Source organism: Paenibacillus sp. FSL H8-0548, assembly GCF_038630985.1.
Taxonomy (GTDB): domain Bacteria; phylum Bacillota; class Bacilli; order Paenibacillales; family Paenibacillaceae; genus Pristimantibacillus.
On the sequence record NZ_CP152049.1, the window covers coordinates 5,513,463 to 5,532,160 of the forward strand.

At 47.2% G+C, this 18,698-nt stretch carries 13 protein-coding genes; 1 reads left to right on the forward strand and 12 read right to left on the reverse strand.

Annotated features, from left to right (window positions below; translation table 11 throughout):
* Positions 1-339: 339 nt before the first annotated feature.
* From MHI37_RS23855 to nfsA, 3 genes are all read right to left on the reverse strand, one after another.
* The gene (locus MHI37_RS23855; RefSeq protein ID WP_076338992.1) at positions 340-1,314 is read right to left on the reverse strand and encodes an aldo/keto reductase family protein; all 975 of its coding nucleotides are present in this window, start codon (positions 1,312-1,314) and stop codon (positions 340-342) included.
* 54 nt (positions 1,315-1,368) lie between these two features.
* Positions 1,369-2,736 carry an LLM class flavin-dependent oxidoreductase gene (locus MHI37_RS23860; RefSeq protein ID WP_076338993.1) on the reverse strand — a complete coding sequence of 456 codons (1,368 nt, stop codon included), beginning with the start codon at positions 2,734-2,736 and terminating at the stop codon, positions 1,369-1,371.
* Positions 2,737-2,910: 174 nt separating this feature from the next.
* Positions 2,911-3,666, reverse strand: a complete 756-nt coding sequence (nfsA, locus tag MHI37_RS23865) for an oxygen-insensitive NADPH nitroreductase (RefSeq protein ID WP_076338994.1) — start codon at positions 3,664-3,666, stop codon at positions 2,911-2,913.
* Between the two features lie 295 nt (positions 3,667-3,961).
* On the opposite strand from nfsA, the gene MHI37_RS23870 reads away from it, so the two are divergent.
* Positions 3,962-5,113, forward strand: a complete 1,152-nt coding sequence (locus tag MHI37_RS23870; RefSeq protein WP_076338995.1) for an NAD(P)-binding domain-containing protein — start codon at positions 3,962-3,964, stop codon at positions 5,111-5,113.
* Between the two features lie 116 nt (positions 5,114-5,229).
* Here the strand turns inward: MHI37_RS23870 and MHI37_RS23875 are convergent, their stop codons facing one another.
* From MHI37_RS23875 to MHI37_RS23915, 9 genes are all read right to left on the reverse strand, one after another.
* Positions 5,230-6,615 carry an extracellular solute-binding protein gene (locus MHI37_RS23875; protein WP_076338996.1) on the reverse strand — a complete coding sequence of 462 codons (1,386 nt, stop codon included), beginning with the start codon at positions 6,613-6,615 and terminating at the stop codon, positions 5,230-5,232.
* Between the two features lie 50 nt (positions 6,616-6,665).
* Positions 6,666-7,988, reverse strand: a complete 1,323-nt coding sequence (locus tag MHI37_RS23880) for an LLM class flavin-dependent oxidoreductase (protein ID WP_076338997.1) — start codon at positions 7,986-7,988, stop codon at positions 6,666-6,668.
* Positions 7,989-8,013: 25 nt separating this feature from the next.
* On the reverse strand, positions 8,014-9,378 hold the full coding sequence (locus tag MHI37_RS23885; protein ID WP_076338998.1) for an extracellular solute-binding protein: 1,365 nt from the start codon (positions 9,376-9,378) through the stop codon (positions 8,014-8,016).
* Between the two features lie 59 nt (positions 9,379-9,437).
* The gene (locus MHI37_RS23890; RefSeq protein WP_076338999.1) at positions 9,438-10,754 is read right to left on the reverse strand and encodes an LLM class flavin-dependent oxidoreductase; all 1,317 of its coding nucleotides are present in this window, start codon (positions 10,752-10,754) and stop codon (positions 9,438-9,440) included.
* A gap of 166 nt (positions 10,755-10,920) precedes the next feature.
* Entirely contained in the window at positions 10,921-12,228 is a 1,308-nt protein-coding gene (locus tag MHI37_RS23895) for an LLM class flavin-dependent oxidoreductase (protein ID WP_076339000.1), read from the reverse strand.
* 177 nt (positions 12,229-12,405) lie between these two features.
* Positions 12,406-13,380 (reverse strand): carbohydrate ABC transporter permease, encoded by a 975-nt coding sequence (locus MHI37_RS23900; protein ID WP_083676475.1) that lies wholly within the window; start codon positions 13,378-13,380, stop codon positions 12,406-12,408.
* A gap of 23 nt (positions 13,381-13,403) precedes the next feature.
* Positions 13,404-14,270, reverse strand: a complete 867-nt coding sequence (locus MHI37_RS23905) for a sugar ABC transporter permease (RefSeq protein ID WP_076339001.1) — start codon at positions 14,268-14,270, stop codon at positions 13,404-13,406.
* Positions 14,267-16,537, reverse strand: coding sequence for a DUF5696 domain-containing protein (locus MHI37_RS23910; protein ID WP_076339002.1), 2,271 nt, complete (start codon positions 16,535-16,537; stop codon positions 14,267-14,269). The genes MHI37_RS23905 and MHI37_RS23910 overlap by 4 nt, the downstream gene beginning before the upstream one ends.
* Positions 16,534-18,687 carry a YIP1 family protein gene (locus MHI37_RS23915; RefSeq protein ID WP_256710660.1) on the reverse strand — a complete coding sequence of 718 codons (2,154 nt, stop codon included), beginning with the start codon at positions 18,685-18,687 and terminating at the stop codon, positions 16,534-16,536. The genes MHI37_RS23910 and MHI37_RS23915 overlap by 4 nt, the downstream gene beginning before the upstream one ends.
* Positions 18,688-18,698 lie beyond the last annotated feature (11 nt).

The window sequence follows — 18,698 nt, forward strand, 5'->3', positions numbered from 1 at the left end:
ATTTAAATATTAAACGATATATCGTTAATTGGCAATAATTATCTAAGTTGAACTAGACATTTACGTTTGGGACGCTGCGCGAGAAGATCATTCTTACGATCGCTGTTGCAGCCAGATTCTTTGATTTCCTAAGACATTTAAAGGTATGAATCCGGCCGCAAAGGCGAACACTTCGTTTCTCCAGAACGATCTTCTCGCTTCGCTTACACTTCATTTTTAAGTTCAACTTATATAGTTATAAAAAAATAACCGCAGTTCAAAATTGCCCATGACAAAATCCAGTAAATTAACGTACTTTACTGGATTTTGTTGCAGCTGTTTAAAGAAGAAGAAGAAGAATTAGAATTTCCCTTTGGCGGCGACAGGATCATTATCTATAACAGCCGCAATTCTCTCTAGTGCAGCATCGTCGAGCACGATCCCCGACGCCTTCACATTCTCTTCCACCTGCTCGGGACGGCTTGCTCCGACCAAAGCACTCGAAACGTTAGGCTGCCGTAAAATCCACGCCAGCGCTAACTGACCAACCGTAATATCAAGCTCGGAAGCGATGACTTTGAGCCCTTCAACCTTCGCCAGCTTCTCCTCGGTAATTCTGTTTTTAAAGTTCTCATGCTTGGCTGCGCGAGACTCAGCCGGCACTTGATCATTGGCTGAATATTTGCCTGTAAGCAGGCCTTGGGCAAGCGGAGAGAAGACAACCTGTCCAAATCCTTTTTTGCTGCCAAGCGGTATAATTTCCTTCTCAATGTAACGATCAAACAAATTGTAGATCGGCTGGTTAACAACAATCCGATCAAGCAAATATTTATCAGCAATCGCAAACGCCTCTGTTATTTGTGCTGCCGTCCATTCGCTGACGCCTACATAATGAATCTTTCCTTGGCGAACCAAATCCTCAAAAGCGCGAAGCGTTTCTTCAATAGGTGTTTCAGGATCAAAGCGATGGCTATAAAAAACGTCTACATAATCAAGTCCAAGGCGCTTCAAGCTGGCATTTGCTGATTCAATAACATGCTTGCGAGATAGTCCACGATCATTGGGGCCATCGCCAATTTTGCCGTATACCTTCGTTGCCAAAACATAGGATTCGCGTGGATAAGCGCGAAGCGTTTCTCCAACAACCTTCTCCGCCTCACCCTTCGCATAGACGTTAGCCGTATCAAAAAAATTAACACCTAAATCATAGGCTGTTTGAATCGATTTCACTGCATTTTCACGCTCTACGTACCCGCCGTAGGTTAACCAGCTTCCTAGACTAATTTCGCTGACCTTAAGACCACTTGCACCCAAATTCCGATATTTTACTGACATTTAAATATCCTCCCTCAATTGAATGTATTTTTGAGCCTTGACCAATCTGTCCGTTTAACCGTTTTGCGTTTTCAGCTTTTCTGCAGCGCTGCCTAACGCCCATATCGCTTTATGATTATTTTCCGGCTTGGCGAGTCCTAAGTTTTCCCGCAGCGTCGTGCCTTCATATGAAGTACGGAACAGTCCGCGGTTTTGCAGCTCAGGGACAACCTTATCGACAAACGTTTCAAAGCCGCTGTAATAAATATGCGGTAAAATATTAAAGCCATCCGCACCATTTCCTCTAATCCAGCTTTCAATAAAATCAGCCGTTTGAATAACCGAGCCTGTGAAGGATACATGTCCATGACCTGCAGCACTGCGCGCAAGGAACTGGCGAATCGTCATCTTATCCCGAATGGCAGCATCGACTACAACCTCCTGGCGGCTTGTAATTCCTGTCGTAATCGCTCCATAAGGCTTTGCTTTATCAATAGGCACTAGACTATCAAGCGGATATTCCGTCAGATCGACTGTGAAGTAATTAGATAACCGCTTAAGCGACTGTTTCGTATTCAATAATGCGTTAAACTCATCCTCAATATCACGGGCCTCCGCTTCCGTATCCGCAACGATTGGACTAAGCCCAGGCATGATCAGCAGCTGCTCAGGCGTCCGCCCATAGGTCTGCAGCCTGCCTTTGACATCCTTATAAAACGATTGCGCGGCGCCCAGCGTTTGCTGTGCTGTAAAGATGACATCAGCCGTTTTAGCTGCCAGCTCCTTGCCGCTCTCTGAGGAACCTGCCTGCACCAATACAGGATAGCCCTGCGGTGGACGAGGAATGTTGAGCGGCCCTTTTACCGAATGATAATTGCCTTTAAAGTTGATCTCGTGCACCTTGCTCTTATCCAGCGTTACATCCGTCTCTCTATCATAGATGAGCGCGTCCTCTTCCCAGCTGTTCCACAGCTGCTTCGTGATTTCGACAAACTCATCGCCGATCTCATAACGCTTGGTCACCTCGGGATGCTCGGTCCTATTGAAATTTTCAGCATCTGCCTGCGAGTGTCCTGTGACAATATTCCATGCCGCCCTGCCCTTGCTGATATGATCCAGCGAAGCGAACTTCCTTGCCACATGATAAGGATCATTGTACGTTGTACTCACCGTCGCAATTAAGCCAACATGCTTAGTCAATGCAGCTAGTCCTGCTAGAAGAGTGAAAGGCTCGAGCCGTCTGCCAAGACCTGAGTAATTATCTGCGGTAAACAAGGAATCGAACAGTCCTCTTTCGGCAATTTGGGCAATCTTGGCGTAATAGCCCAAATCCAAATCCTCTTTTGGACTTGAAGCCGGATGCTTCCATGCAGCCGCATGATGCCCCGCTCCCCGCAGAAACACGTTAAAATGTGCTTTCTTGTCCTGTTCTGTTCCACTCATATGGCAGCCCCCCATTTCATTTTGACCATAAAAAAAGGAGACTCAGCTTTAAAAAAAGCCAAATCTCCGGTTGTCCGGTCGTTTAATTCCGATTATATTGAGTTGCATACTATGAATTAATAATAGTACGATACCTTTTCTTTGTCAATGGATTCGCTTGGGATCGCTCTCCATTTATTTCAAATCAAAGCCTTGCCCTGTTAGGAAATCATGCAAATGACCGCGCAGCCGATTCGAACTGAATCTTCTCAGCATTTCAAGAGACCATTTTGTCTCCTTCTCACCACTTTTGGCTTCGCCCTTGCGGGAAGCATAATATACACGAGTGACATCGTCATACGCATGTATTTCTTTTTCTAGACTCCTCGCATCTTTATAAACCTCTTTGTGGTAAACAGCTTCAAGCGGCAATCGCGGCCGGATATCGGGCTCTTGATCAGGCACGCCAACGCACATGCCGAAGACTGGATAAACAAGCGGCGGCAGATTCAGCAAATCTGTAACTCCCTGCGGATTATTGCGAATACCGCCGATATAGACCATTCCGTAGCCAAGCGACTCCGCTGCAATGGCCGCGTTTTGAGCAGCTAGTGTCGCATCGATCGTGCCTAGAAGAAACAACTCAACGTTTTGATGCAGCTGGATATTCTCGTGTAAATTTGTCGCAATATGAATTTTATTCAAATCTGCGCACCACACGAGAAATACTGGACTTTCAACGATTTGCTGCTGGTTTCCTGCAAGCTCCGCTAATTGTCGTTTCCGCTCCGGATCAGTAACGGCGATTACGCTGTATGCTTGAATATTCGAGGAGGTGGAGGCCGCTTGGCCCGCCAGCAGTATTTGCTCCAATTCCTGATCAGGAATTGGAGTCGGCTTGTATTTACGAATTGAGCGATGCTTTTTTAATAATTCAATTACCTCGTTCATGTGTTCATCCCCTTAGTTTGTTTCAATTTTTAAAACAAAAAACCGGAGACACAGCTAACTGTTATCTCCGGTCGTCCGGTAGAAACTAAATTCCTATTATTCTAAGAGATTTAGTGAGAAATATCATGAAAAATTTATCATGAACTAATTTATTTGTCAATATTTCTTCAGCCTCTATTTGCTCATCGAGCCTTTAGTCGATTAAAAGTAAAAATTAAAAAGCGTTGCTTTCCACACTTTTCCCAGTATAATACTCGGTATAAAACGATTCTCAAAATGTTTGGAGGAAAAAACAATGGTCGATCTTATCATCATTGGCGCTGGTCCCTATGGCATTTCCCTCGCAGCACATGCAGCCGCCAGCCAATTATCCTACGTGCTGCTGGGCAAACCGATGCACTTTTGGAGTGAACAAATGCCCCAAAATATGTTTATTCGTACTAACCCTCGTTACATCAGCCTCTCCGACAAAAACGATGCATTCACAATTGAACGTTATTGCAGCGAAAAGGGCGTAGAGCTGCGCTCTCCGTTTCCCCGCCCCGACTTTGTCAATTATGCTTTTTGGTTTGCAGCAATGACAGGAGTCGATTTCACCCCCGAGCTCACCGTACAGCTTGATTCATCACCTACCGGATACCGCGCAACCACCAATGAAGGCAACCATTTCGAAGCTAAAAACGTCATTGTCGCGACTGGCTTACAGCACTATAGCTACATCCCCGAGATATTAAGTGAACTGCCCTCCGAGCTTTGCACTCATACGTTTGGACATACTGATTTCAATCATTTTGCCGGTAAAAGAGTAGCCGTAATCGGAAGTGGACAGAGCGCATGGGAAGCTGCGGCACTGCTTCATATGGCGGGCAGCGAGGCGGAGATTCTCTTTCGGCGCGAGGCTGTCAACTTTGCCGGCGAAGACAATACGGCATCTGGCCAGCGCTTGCTTGAAACTGCCGAGCTTTTTTTCGGGCTGCCTCAGGAGCTGAAGGCGGAGAAATGGAACACGCCAAGGCAAGGCAGCGTCGCCCACTTCCTGCGGCCCTTCGTAGAAGGCAAGCTTCCCGTTACCGGTGGAGCTACTATTCTGCGAGTTGATCCCACGAAGGACGGCAAAGTGTTGCTAAGCCTGGCTAACGAGCAAACTAGACTCGTCGATCATGTCATAGCCGCTACCGGTTACCGGATTAATCTTGATCAGGTCCCCTTTCTGCCTGACTATTTACGGCAAGCTATTCAACGAGAATCCGGAAAATCCGCCTCCTTTCCAATGCTTAGCTCCCAATTTGAGAGCAGTATGCCTGGACTTTATTTTACCGGCCCACTTGCCTCGCACACTCACGGTCCCGCCTTTGGCTTTATTGCAGGGGTGCGCAAAGCCTGCCGAACGATCATTCCTTATCTATCTCAATCTAAAACACAAGAACAAGAGCAAGCGACTTCCTAGTCGGCTTGCTCTTGTTCTTGCTTTAGCCAAGGCAGCGTTCCAACGCCATAAAACAACACAGCACAAAGCAAAGGGGCCGCATCATTCGCTGCACCTTTGCTTGAATCCGCTTATGCTTATAGATCGCCTAACGTCGTTCTTAACGTTTCGACATCTTTATTAATGGCATCTGTCGCCTTCCGAATTGCCGAGTTGACATCCAGCCCGTTAATTGCCAAGTCCTCGGCAGCCTCCGTAAGCCTTACCCCAATTTCAAGCTCATACGGATGAATATAGTGCTCCTGCAGCGGCTCTCCGATAAATACATTTTGCACGGATTTACCCTGCAGCACCGGGATGTCCAAGCCGTACTCCTTTTCAATTTCCGGGTTGATAACGGCCGGTACACGTCCATTCCTAGCTAGAATCGTCTGTCCCTCATCGGATAAGATTTCAGCAATGACCTGGAATGCCTCGTCTTTATGCTTGCTTTGACTATTTACGGACAAGGAGTGAATTTGGGCCTCTCTCGTTTTCCCCAGTTGATCGCTGAAGTTTGGAGCCGGCGCAATGTCCCAGTTAAACTCAACGCCCTGCTGACGCAGCTCCTCAAGCGGTCCGACCATATTCGCCAGCCACGTCACGCGCATACCGATAACCTGATCCTTCATAAACTGGTCGCGTCCCCAGTTCCAAGTATGCTCTGGCGTAACATAGCCGGGAATTTCAAAGATACGCTTGTTAAGCTCGAAGACACGCAGCCATTCCGGTGTATCCAGCGCCGCATTGCCCGTCTCACGATCCACGTAGGGCAGTCCCAGCCCTTTGGATAGTCCCGTCAAATTATCGACTGATAATCCAATATAGTTTACGCCGTTCTCGGTACGGGTCAGCTTGGCTGCAATATCCAGCACCTCATCCCAGTTCAACTGCTTTTCTGTCGGGTACGGGACTCCAAACTTATCGAAAATATCCTTATTGTAATAGAGAACATGTTGATTGGCATTGAATGGGATCGCATAAATCTCGTTGCCCTTGTCACTCGTAATTTCTTTAATGTAATCATAGAGAATTGGCTTAATTCGGCTCTCATCAAAATTATGGCGTTTAATGTACTCTCGCAAATCCTCATAAGCTCCGGTACGAATAATACGCTGATGCGAAGAGGATGAGGAATAAATAATATCCGGTACATGCGTGGACAGGACCTCTTCGTTAGTCGTATTTGCAGCAGGCGTAATTCTCTCAATCGTCACATTCGGGTATTTTTTCTTGATAGGGTCGGCGATTAAGGTGTTGAACTCTACATCTGGAAAGGTCCCGCTTGTGCTATAAAAGGTCAGCTTAAGCGGCTCGTCTCCAAGCTTTTTGAAATCCGCTTTTTCCGTTTCAGCTGTTTGAGGGGCTGATGCTGGCTCCTTATTATTTGCTGCGGTGCTTGAAGGGGCATTGCCTGTGCTGGCGCAAGCAGTCATAATTGCCAATAAAATCAAAATGGATGTACTTAAAGCAAGCCTCTTCATGTCCGTTTCTCTCCCTTTAATTACGCCTTCTATTCGAAGCTTATTTTGTTTTAAACGATGGAATTGCTCTCATAACGAATATTAGCCGGTCGCGTCAAGCCAAGGTTTTCACGCAGCGTTGCACCCTCATATTCGGTCCGGAACAGCCCTCGGTTTTGCAGCTCTGGAATGACCTTATCCACAAAAATGTTTAAACCGCTCGGATAAATTTGCGGCATGACGTTAAAGCCGTCAGCTGCCCCATTCAGAAACCATTTTTCAATTTCATCAGCCAGCTGGAGCGGTGTGCCTGTAAAGGTAAAATGTCCTCTTGCGCCAGCCAATCGATTGACAAGCTGCTTTAACGTAGGCTGCTCGTCGCGAATCAGATCCAGTATTAGCTGATGGCGGCTCTTGTTGCCGTTTACCTCTTCGATCTCCCGCACGTTGACTAGCGACAGCGGTTCATCAAGCGGATGGTTGGATAAATCAATGCCTAGTCGTTCAGATAAACGTGAAATGGCAGCTTGTTTATTGACATATTCAAACAACTCATTTTCTATCTCCCTAGCCTGCTCTACTGTATCTGCAAGAATCGGGCTAATTCCCGGCAGTATTTTGAGCTGATCAGCCGTTCTGCCATATTTCAACAGTCTTGCTTTCACATCTGTATAAAACGCCTGCGCATTTTCAAACGTCTGATGAGCTGTGAAAATAACCTCAGCCACCTTAGCTGCAAATTCCTTGCCGCTTTCAGATGAGCCAGCCTGCACAAGCACCGGATAGCCTTGCGGCGGACGTGAAATGTTCAACGGTCCTTGTACCGAATAATATTTGCCTTTGAAGTCGATCGTATGAACCTTGTCCTTAATAACGCGGGTGCCTGCTTCCTTGTCATTAATGACGGCATCATCCTCCCAGCTGTCCCAAAGCCGCTTCGCTACCTCTACAAACTCCTCGGCTTCTTCGTACCGCAGCGAGTGCTCGGGATGCTCTTCTCTGCCAAAATTATGAGCAGCCGAGCCGCTGCCTGTAACAATATTCCAGCCCGCTCTGCCTTTGCTGATATGATCCAGGGAAGCGAACTTCCGGGCAACGTGAAACGGTTCATTATAGGTCGTACCTACAGTCGCTATTAGACCAATGTGCTTCGTTCTGCTCGCAAGAGCGGCAAGCTGCGTGAAGGGCTCCAGCTTATTCGAGCGTCCCGAATAGCCGTCCGCTAGAAAAACAGAGTCCAGCAGCCCCCGTTCAGCCGTCTGAACAATTTCCAGCACATGCTGAAAATCCAAATTGCTGCTCGGCTCGGACTCAGGAAGCCGCCACGATGCTTCGTGGTGGCCGGTTCCAAACAAAAAGGCATTGAGATTCAATTGACGACGCGGTTGACTCATATTCATTCCCCTTCCAACTGTTTACTTATTCGCCGATGGTCGTTTTTAACGTCTCAACATCCTTATTAATCGCATCCGTCGCCTTGCGAATGGCTGAGTTGACATCCAGCCCATTTATGGCCAAATCCTCAGCGGCCTCTGTCAACCTAATCGTAATGCTCGACTCATACGGATGAATATAATGCTCTTGAATCGGCTCTCCGATAAACACATTTTGAACCGTTTTCCCTTGCAATACAGGAATTTCCGCGCCATAATCCTTCTCTAGCTCCGAATTAATAATGGCTGGGACACGACCATTTCTGGCAATAATTCGTTGTCCTTCATCCGACAAAATTTCTGCGATAACCTGAAACGCCTCATCTTGATGCGGGCTTTGACTATTAATCGCAATCGAGTGAATTTGTGCTTCTCTTGTGTTGCCGAGCTGATCGCTAAAGTTAGGAGCAGGAGCAAAATCCCAATTAAACTCCACACCCTGCTGACGAAGTTCTTCAAGCGGACCGACCATATTAGCCAGCCATGAAACGCGAATGGCAACGTTCTGATCCTTCATGAAGTTGTCGCGTGTCCAGTTCCAGGTGCCATCTGGCGTGACATAACCTGGTATTTCATAAATTTTCTTCAGCAGCTCGAACACGCGCAGCCATTCCGGTGTATCCAGCGCAGCTTGGCCTGTCTCACGGTTCAGATACGGAATACCGAGCGATTTGGACAAGCCTGTTAAATTATCTACAACAAGACCGATATAATTTACACCATTTTCCGTACGCGTCAGCTTCGTTCCAATCTCTACCGCCTCGTCCCATGTCAGCTGTTTTTCAGTTGGATACGGAACACCGAATTTATCAAAAATATCTTTATTATAGTAGAGCACATGCTGATTAATATTAAATGGCAGAGCGAGAACCGCATCTCCCTTGCCTTTCGTTATGTCCTTGATATATTCATATCCAATTGGCTTAAGGCGGCTTTCATCAAAATTATGTTTTTTGATCAGCTCTCTTAAATCCTGATAAACACCCGTACGGATGACGCGCTGCTGCACGCTGCCAAAAATTATATCCGGTACATGCGTGGACAATACTTCCTCTGGCGTCGTTGTTGCGGCAGGTGTGATGCGTTCAATCGTTACATTCGGATATTTGGCATGAATCGGCCCAGCAATCATCGTTTCGAACTCCACATCTGTGAAGGTTGCTCCCGTAGTATAAAGCGTTAGCTTGAGCGGCTCATCGCCCAGCTTCTTGAAATCCGCCTTCTCTGTCGAGCCGCTGTCTGATGTTGGCTTATTGGAAGCCTTGCTTGCTGGTGCCGTATTGCCTTCTCCGCAGGCCGTTGCCAGCACAGTTATAGCCAATATAATCATCAAAGATTTAATTTTTTTCATTAGATACCCTCTCATTTCTATTCGTTAGTGTTGTCATATGACTAGATCTGCTAGATCTGCTAGATTTGCTGCAAATGGCGCGTATTCGCTGGACGCTTCAGCCCAAGGCTCTCACGCAGGGTCGTACCTTCGTACTCTGTACGGAACAGTCCGCGGTTTTGCAGCTCAGGAATAACCTTATCTACAAAGATTTCAAGTCCCGTCGGGAACAGCTGAGGCAAAACATTAAAGCCATCTGCCGCATGGTTTTTAAACCATTTCTCGATAAGATCTGCGGTTTGCAGAACAGAGCCTGTAAAGGTGATATGTCCATGTCCGCCGTTGCTGCGGTATAGCAGTTGACGAATCGTAAAGTTTTCTCTGCGAGCCGCGTCGAGAATAACCTCCTGCCGGCTGCGAATGCCGTTAAATTGTTCAGCAGGCTTTGCTTTATCGAGCGGCACCTGAGCATCTAGCGAATAGTCGTTCAAATTAACCGTAAATCTTTCGGACAAGCTATCCAGCGCCCGCTTCGTATTGACGAAGGAATGCAGCTCCTCCTCAAGCTCGCGTGCCTCAGCCTCTGTATCCGCAACAATAGGAGCGAGGCCAGGCAATATAACGAGCTCATCAGCCGCTCTCCCATACTTCGCCAAGCGAGACTTTACATCGCTATAAAATTCTCTGCCTGCATCAAACGTTTGCTGTGCGGTGAAAATAACCTCCGCTGTCTTAGCTGCCAGCTCTTTGCCCTGCTCAGAGGACCCCGCCTGCACGAGTACCGGATAGCCCTGCGGTGGCCGAGGAATGTTAAGCGGCCCCTTAACCGAATAGCTATGGCCTTTGAAGTTGATCTCATGCACCTTGCTCGCATCAATCAGCTTACCTGCTTTTTTATCAAAAATGAGAGCATCATCCTCCCAGCTGTCCCATAGCTGCTTTACGACCTCAACGAACTCCTCACCCGTCTCATAGCGCTCCGCATGCTCAGGATGTTCATCTCTACTGAAATTATGAGCAGCAGAGCCTGCACCCGTAACGATATTCCAGCCTGCTCGGCCTCCGCTAATATGATCCAGCGAAGCAAAGGCTCTAGCAACATGAAATGGATCATTGTACACCGTTCCTACCGTTGCAATCAGGCCAATATGCTTCGTTACCGATGCTAATGCAGCGAGCAGCGTAAATGGCTCCAGCTTGCTGCCGCCTCCGGCGTAGCCATCCGCGAGAAATACGGAATCGAGCTTGCCGCGTTCAGCAATTTTTGCCAGCTGTCCTAAATAATCGATGTCTAATTCAAGCTCAGGGTGGGAATCATCATGTCGCCATGCTCCTGCATGATGGCCAGTTGCTCTTAAAAACACATTCAAATGAACCTTGCGGCTTGCTTCGCTCATTATAGATGCACCTCTTTTTTATTTTTATTGGTATATAAGTTGAACTAGAAATTTACGTTTTGGGCGCTGCGCAAGAAGATCATTCTGAATGGCTGCAAAGGCGAACACCTCGTTTCTAGAGAAACGATCTTCTCGCTTCGCTATAACTTCATTCTCCAAGTCCAGCTTATACAGTTATTGCGTTCAATGGACGAGCAAGCCCCAAGTTTCCTCGCAGTGTCGATTCCTCGTAAGCGGTACGGAACAAGCCGCGATTTTGCAGCTCTGGAATAACCTTCTCTACGAAGCGTTCCAAGCCGCTTGGGTATATTTGCGGCATGATATTAAATCCGTCGGCTGCACCGTTGCGAAACCATTTCTCAATCACATCGGCTAGCTGCAGCGGTGTTCCCGTAAAGGTGAAATGTCCGCGCGCACCTGCCAGACGGTTAATTAATTGCCGCAGCGTCGGTTTTTCCCGCTCCACTAAATCCAAAATAAGCTGATGGCGGCTCTTCATCCCGCTTACTTGCTCCGTAGTCTGCGCCCCATCCAAATTCACTAGATCGTCCAAGGCATGATTGGATAAATCAATACCAAGGCGGGAGGAAAGCCGCTTAGCTGCTCCCTCATGATCGATAAGCGCGAACAGCTCCGCTTCTATGTCCTGAGCTTCTGCTTCTGTATCCGCCAATATTGGGCTTAAGCCGGGCAATATTTTCAATTGCTCCGGTGTCCGTCCAAACTTAGCCAATCGGCCTTTCACATCGGTGTAAAAGGAGCGTGCTTCTTCAAACGTCAGCTGCGCAGTGAAGATAACCTCGGCTAGCTTTGCAGCAAAATCCTTCCCTGTCTCTGAGGAGCCTGCCTGAACAAGCACGGGATAGCCCTGTGGCGGACGAGCAATATTCAGCGGTCCTTGAACGGTGTAATGCTTTCCTGCAAAGCCGATTTTATGGACCTTGGCTGGGTCGATAAGAAGATCATTTATTTTGTCATTTCGTACCGCGTCATCCTCCCAGCTATCCCACAGCCGCTTAACCACCTCAACGAATTCCTCAGCCGATTCATAGCGCTCATGATGCTCGGGATGCTTGCTCCTGCTGAACTGCTCTGCAGCTGGCCCGGCACCCGTAACGATATTCCAGCCGGCCCTGCCTTTACTGATATGATCCAGAGACGCAAACTTTCGAGCAATATGAAAAGGCTCATTGTATGTCGTCTCAACCGTTGCGATCAACCCGATATGCTTCGTGGCTGCCGCCAGTGCCGACAGCAGCGTGAAAGGCTCTAGCGAGCCTGAATGCGCCCAATACCCATCAGCTAAAAATACCGAATCCAGCAATCCTCTTTCAGCAATTTGCGTTATCTTTACATAATGATTGATATCCACGCCTAGCTCTGGCTTAGTATCCGCATGCCTCCACGATGCTTCGTGATGGCCTGATGCTGCCAGAAAAGCATTCAAGTTAAGCTTTCGTTCCGATCCACTCATCGTTGAATCCCCCCCAACTTATATTTCAAAAAAAATAACCAGAGATGCCCTTAGGCAATCTCCGGTTATCCGGTCGATCATTACATACTATTCATATCAAATTAGATGGAATTAGTTCTGTGAAAATAATTTACCACTCGACTTCCTATATGTCAATCATTTTAAACAATGCGGGAATTACTCTACCAAGCCGGTTCGTTCCACTCCTTCAATAAACCAGCGCTGAGCAAACAAATAAACGACGAGCAGCGGCATAATAATTAAGAACGAAGCAGCCATTTTGATCGCCTCCGCATACACCGTTATTTCCCCGGCTCCCTCAGCAAGCTTCATCTCGCCGGCCATTCTAGCCAGCGTAATCGATAAGGGAACATTCTCAGCCGTAAACATGAACAGCGATGGAAAATAGAAATCGTTCCAGTTCCATACGAACGAGAACAGCACAACGACAACGGTAGCCGAGCGGGAGATCGGAAACATGACTCGAAAAAACATCCGGAAGGGCCCCGCGCCATCCATTCTTGCCGCCTCGTCAAGCTCCTTCGGCAGTGTGGAATAAAAGGAGCGATAAATAATAACAAACATTGCGCCCTTCAAGCCATGGCCGAATATCGCAGGCACGACCATCGGCAAAAAGGTGTTCAACCAGCCAAACTCCTTAAACAGCATAATTGACGGCAAAATCGTAATTTGCGGAGGCATAATAAACGTAAATAACAGCAGCGCTCCCCATACCTTTTTGAATGGAAAATCAAGCCTCGCAAATGCATAACCAGCGATTGCACAAGAAAACACTTGCAGCACAGCCACTGAGGATGCGAGTGATATGCTAATAAGAAAGCTCTTGCCGTAGTTCAGCATTTCGCTCGCCTGCTGCAGATGTCCGAGAAAGATCGTTCTCGGCACCCAAATAACGGTGGGGTCAAGAATATTTTGGGCATCCTTCACCATTGTCGTCACCATATAAAGAATGGGCTTAATATAAATAAAAGCGACATTGATCAGGATCACATAAACAAACAGCTTAAAGAGCAGACCCTTATCAATCTCGGCGCCTAGGAGCCGATACCGCAATACTTCAAGCCCATTCCTCAGCCTATGGTCAGCATAAAGCCTCGCCGCTGTTTCACTGCCTCTTTTGACTATTTTCACCTTAGCTCACCTCTCTTTCCTATTTATCGTTTACCTGAAAGCGATTTGTCGACCCTGCTGTAAAGAAATAGAGTCAGGAGCACCACGGTTAGAATAATCAAAAAATAAATCCATGCCAGTGCGCTGGAGCTGCCATAATTGCTTGTATTCACACGACTGACAATCGGATTGGAAGGGAAAGTGAACAGATCGACAACCGTGTACATTAAATTCAAGAAAATATAAGGAACAAGCCCCGGAAGCGTGATTTTCCAGAACGTGTTCCACGGCCCAGAACCATCAATGCGCGACGCTTCATAGACCGCAGCCGGCAGCGTTTGTCTTCCGGCGAGGAAGATTAAAATTTGCACGCCCGAATACCAGAGAACGAGAACAAACGAGCTCATAACCTTCTGAATGGGAGCTGCCCACCCTCCAGGGACGTATTCCCGTAAATAATAGTCAATGCGCAGCGTCTCCATAATGCTGAGCGAGCCCTCACCCTGCGCAATAAACTCCTGTACGATTTGGCCTGAGGAGAAAATGACCGGAAGGAAAAAGATAACCCGAAACAACGTGCGGCCAGGAAAACGCAAATTAAGCAAGATAGCGACGAGCAGGGAAAAGACAAGAATGATCGGAATCATCATCGCCGACTCCCTTAGAAACGGAAACAGCTCCTCATAGAGCAGACTTCCGTTCGCAATTAAAATTTCTCTATAGTGGCTCAGTCCTATAAACGTATAATTGACGCTGCTTACAGTAATTTTGACCTGATGAAAGCTCATGTAGAGCGAATAGCCTAGCGGAAAAGCGACAAACACCATGAAGCCAAACACCCATGGCGCAATAAATAACGAGCCCTCTAGTTTCCGCAGCGTTGCGCTCTCCAGCTTGCGATTAAATCTCATGGCGTCGTTCCTCCTTTAATGACCACAAAGTCTTTTGCCGGAACAAATACGCCATCCTTGTTATAATCCGTCTCATTATAATTGACGACAATCCGATAGCTGCTGCCAAATACCGTTTCCTTTACCTGAGGCGCAAGCGTGCGATGAGCGGTTATGAATTGATCCTGAACAGCGGCTAGCGCAGCATTGGCCTTGGTATATTCTTCAGTTAGATCGTCGATCCAATCCTTGTAATTTAGACTGTAGTGCCATAACGAATACGACTTTTTCAAATCATCCGCATGATTACCGCTAAGCACGTATGCCGGGTATGCGCCATACTCAATGCTCCGCAAAAACTCATCCTCATATTCATCGCGCAAATTCGACCATTCCAGCGTATACGTGCGTAAGCCATGAAGCACGATTTGGACAAAAGGTATCTCCTCGCTAATAAATACATCATACGAATAGTCATCCGTTAATCGATGAATATGATCAAGCTCATTTAGCGCGTAGAAATTTACGTTGTTCGCTACAAGCGAGCCCAGCGATTTTTTGCTATTCTCAAGTATACTGCGCTGCACCTCTACAACATCCGCTCTGCTGGCTTGATAGCGGCTGTTGAAATCGGTATTGACCTGCTGCCCGATGCCATCCTCAAAATAGATGCCGTCTGCACCTAAGCTCTTATAGTCATTTAAGTCTCTAGCAACAACCTTCTCATAAAATTTAGGGCTCACAAATACAGCAGCATCCTGATCCTGATTTTCCTGCTCCTCCAGCACTGTGCCAGCCAAATTGCGCAAGCCGTCGCGCCGCCACCAGAACCGATCATCGCCATTCGTATTCAGTGTATAGTTGGCGGTCAAATAAACGGGAATTTGAAGCGCATGGGCAAATGAAATGAAGCTTTTCATCCCGCTATCCCCTCCTATACGCTTATCTACAGGAAAATAGCCGCCATGTGTGCTGTAGCCATCCTGCTGCCAGCCCGAGAAATGAATTTGCAAATGATGAATCCCTTTGCTGTAAATTTCCCCAACCAGCTCTGCTGCCTCATCAGTCGTGGTTGCTTTCAAGTAAGAATCGGAAAACAATCCCTTCTCAATATCAGCACCTACCAAATCAAGGAACAAGGGAATATCTTTCTCAGTCGCTTCCAGCGGCTTCACGCCCTGCTCGTTTATTAAATAATTACGGTATACCTCAGCCATTCCTACATAATTGCTCTTCTCCGGCAGCAGCGGATAATAGCGTGTGGCGCGCGCATCAGCCAAAAACTTATCCCCGCTGTACGTATAGAAGCCCTCGCCCGTACTTTTACTGACGCTCTGGAAGAACCGTTTGCGATACTGCCATTCGGTCGTCGTCCAGTTCGACTGTCCTACCGCGCCTGAAGGCGCCGCATAAACGTTCGCGAACGCTTCCCCTTGCGAGATAATCGCAACAAACGCTTGATCGCCTGACTTTATTCCGTATACTGGCATAGCAATTCTCTGCCTGCCCGTATTTTCGTTATAGTAGGATAGATCCTGCCCGTATACGCTCTCGTTATAGGTCAACTGCTGCATCAAACGATCACTCTTGAAATGAATGAGCGAGCCTGAGCCATCCGGCAATAAAATATACCCTTCCTGCCCGACAGACGGCTGGGCGCCAAACAATGGATACAGCTTAACATTAAGCAGGCTTAAAGCGCCCTCCACGATTTCAGCGTCGATGATTCTCGTCTCCACATAATCCTTATGCAGACTTACCTCGATTGGAATCTTAATCTCTACCTTCGGCAGTACAAAGGTGACCTTAAATCCCGCATTCGTATTCTGAAAGTTTTCCAGATAGCCTTGGCTCTCAATTAGGCTTGTCGTAGCCGAGGAGGATTTATAGTTTTTGGCATTGACGTATTCCACCATAACCGGAGAAGACAAATTATTTTTCCAAGTTGCCGGCACTGTCTCTTCCTGCCAATATTTTGGGTCTGGATAGGAGCGCCAAATGCTGCCCGTTTCCTTGTTCATGACCTGAAAATGAGCACTTGTCTTGTCAGCGAACAGCCTCAAGGTATCCGTCTCTGCCACTAGCTCAAAGCGCTCCTCGGCTGGCAGTCCTTCCTTATACAGGCTAGCTCCATTTGCTTCGAACTTGCCTGTGTCATTTGCCGGCTTTACCACTTGTTTGTTCCAAAGACCTCCTACCACAAGAGAGACCCAGCCTATCAAGGCTAGCAAAATAACGATGAGCACCAGCTTCGTGATGCGCTTATAGTTAAGTTTGACGGTAGTCATCGGATAATCACCTCCTGGTACAAGGAATTAATAAAGTTGACGAATTCAATGCTTAGACTAATGAGGATGAAAATTAAAATGACAATGATCGTAAGCGCAAGCAGCGATAACAGAATAATAAAGATCGCTTCAATAAACGTATAATTGTGTATCCCCTGAACCATCCATATCAGCAGCAGCACCGTCCACAAGACGATAAACAGCTTCAAGAACTGAAAGATGGCTGCCTCATTCAACGTTAATACATTGGAAATTAGAGTAACAGGTATTCCTATGAGAATAATCGGAAATAAGGCGTAGGCACTGCTGTAAAATACATCTTTGAAGCGTCCTTCGCCTCTGAGCAGCGAGCTGATCAAATAGTTGGAAACGACCCACCCAAGCCAGATCCCTACGAATTGTACCGAAATCGGCAGCAAATCAATACCGACATGTACCGCTGGATTAAAAATAAAGCTAGTGCCCGCTTGCATATACAAATACGATGCCACCGCTAGCACGAATATAATCAAGCTGCTTAGGAAGCCCGCTTTGTTCTCATAGCGAATCGCATAAAAGCCGTCCACCGGATGCTTGATCAAATAAAACACATGCTTAAGCTGCTGAAGCAGCAAGGGAAGCTTTCGAGTTTTGGCGCTTGGCTTTTTCTTCAGACGATGCTTTTTGGACAGCGTATTCCATAGCAGATATAAAGCACTGAACGCAATCGCAATGTTCATCAACAAACCAAAATGGCTTTGAAACCATTTTAATCGATTTTGCCAGAAGGAGTCTGAATAGCCGTTCACGACACCCGCCTGATAAAACAGCTTCTCCGCTTTAGCATAATCCTCTTTCTTATAGGCCGCCTTTGCCAGTCCAATCAAGGCCGGTGTGTACTGAGTATTCAAACGATGGACCTCGTTCCACAAGGGCTCACTTTGCTCGTATCTGCCCTCCTGCGTCAATTGATTTGCCTCATGCACCAGCTTGCCGAATTGCGATAAGCGCAGCACCTGAACGAGGTTGTTGACGCTGTCGAGCACCAGCAGCTCGCCCTTCGAATTGCTTGCAATGGCCGCTGGCGTCTTAACGACGCCCGTTTTCGAGGTGGCGGTAATGACATCGCCTCCCCAGAAAAACAGCAGATTTCCATTCAAATCATATTGGCTAATAATATTCCACACGGAATCAATGATCGTGATATTGCCAGCGAGGTCGACCGTGATGTCATTCAGCTGGGGACTAATGTCCCGCTGCGTATAATAAAAAAACTCGCCATAGGATTTGACTGGCTGCAGCGCTGCAAACTCCCCCTTGCCCGGCAGCTGATCGAGGCCTGCAATATTAAGCTTCTTAACCTGGTCCGTCTGCACTTCCTTGGTCACTGTATAAATAAAGCCATTCTGGTCTATCGTCGAATTCGCGATAGCTCCAGGCAGCTTCCTCAGCTCTCTTTGATACATTTCCCGGGTATACACAAACCGTTTAAACGCATCGAATAAAGAGAACGACACTTTATTCGGTCCAAAGAAGCTGACGAAGCTGCCTTCGGGATCAAGCTGCACTAAGCCCTGATAAGCGCCCAGCGTTGTGACATAAATAAATCCACGTTTATCAACAATCAGATTAACCGGATCGTATTTGAAGTCTGCGGGCAAATAGCTGGACTCAGGACGGCCAAATGACTTCAACAGCTTACCGGATGAATCGAGCCTAACCACCCTATTGTTGCCCGTATCCGCAACATAAACCTCTCCTGCTTTGTCGACGTATACGCCGCTTGGCTTCTTAAGCGGGCTCTCGCTTACTATGATTTCACGTACATATTGTCCTTTTTCATCTAAGTGAACGATCCGATTATTCCCTGTATCTGCAATATAAATGTGATCCTTCTCATCCACAAAAATATCCTTGGGCAGATTTAGCTGCAGCTTAGATGCTCCCTCAGCGCTAGTTAGCTCACTTGCTTCAGCAGTGAGCACATTCGTGCCGATAATGCCAGCAGGAATGTAAGCTGCTTGCGTCTTCACCAGCTGTCCGAATCCATCCTTATAGTAGGTTTCATACGGTAACTGTGAGGCTGCAGCCTGTAAACTGGGCCACGCTATGTAAATCGCCGTAATCAGGACAATGATGACCGGACGAATCCGCAGCCTCCTGTTCTTCACTCGATTCCCCC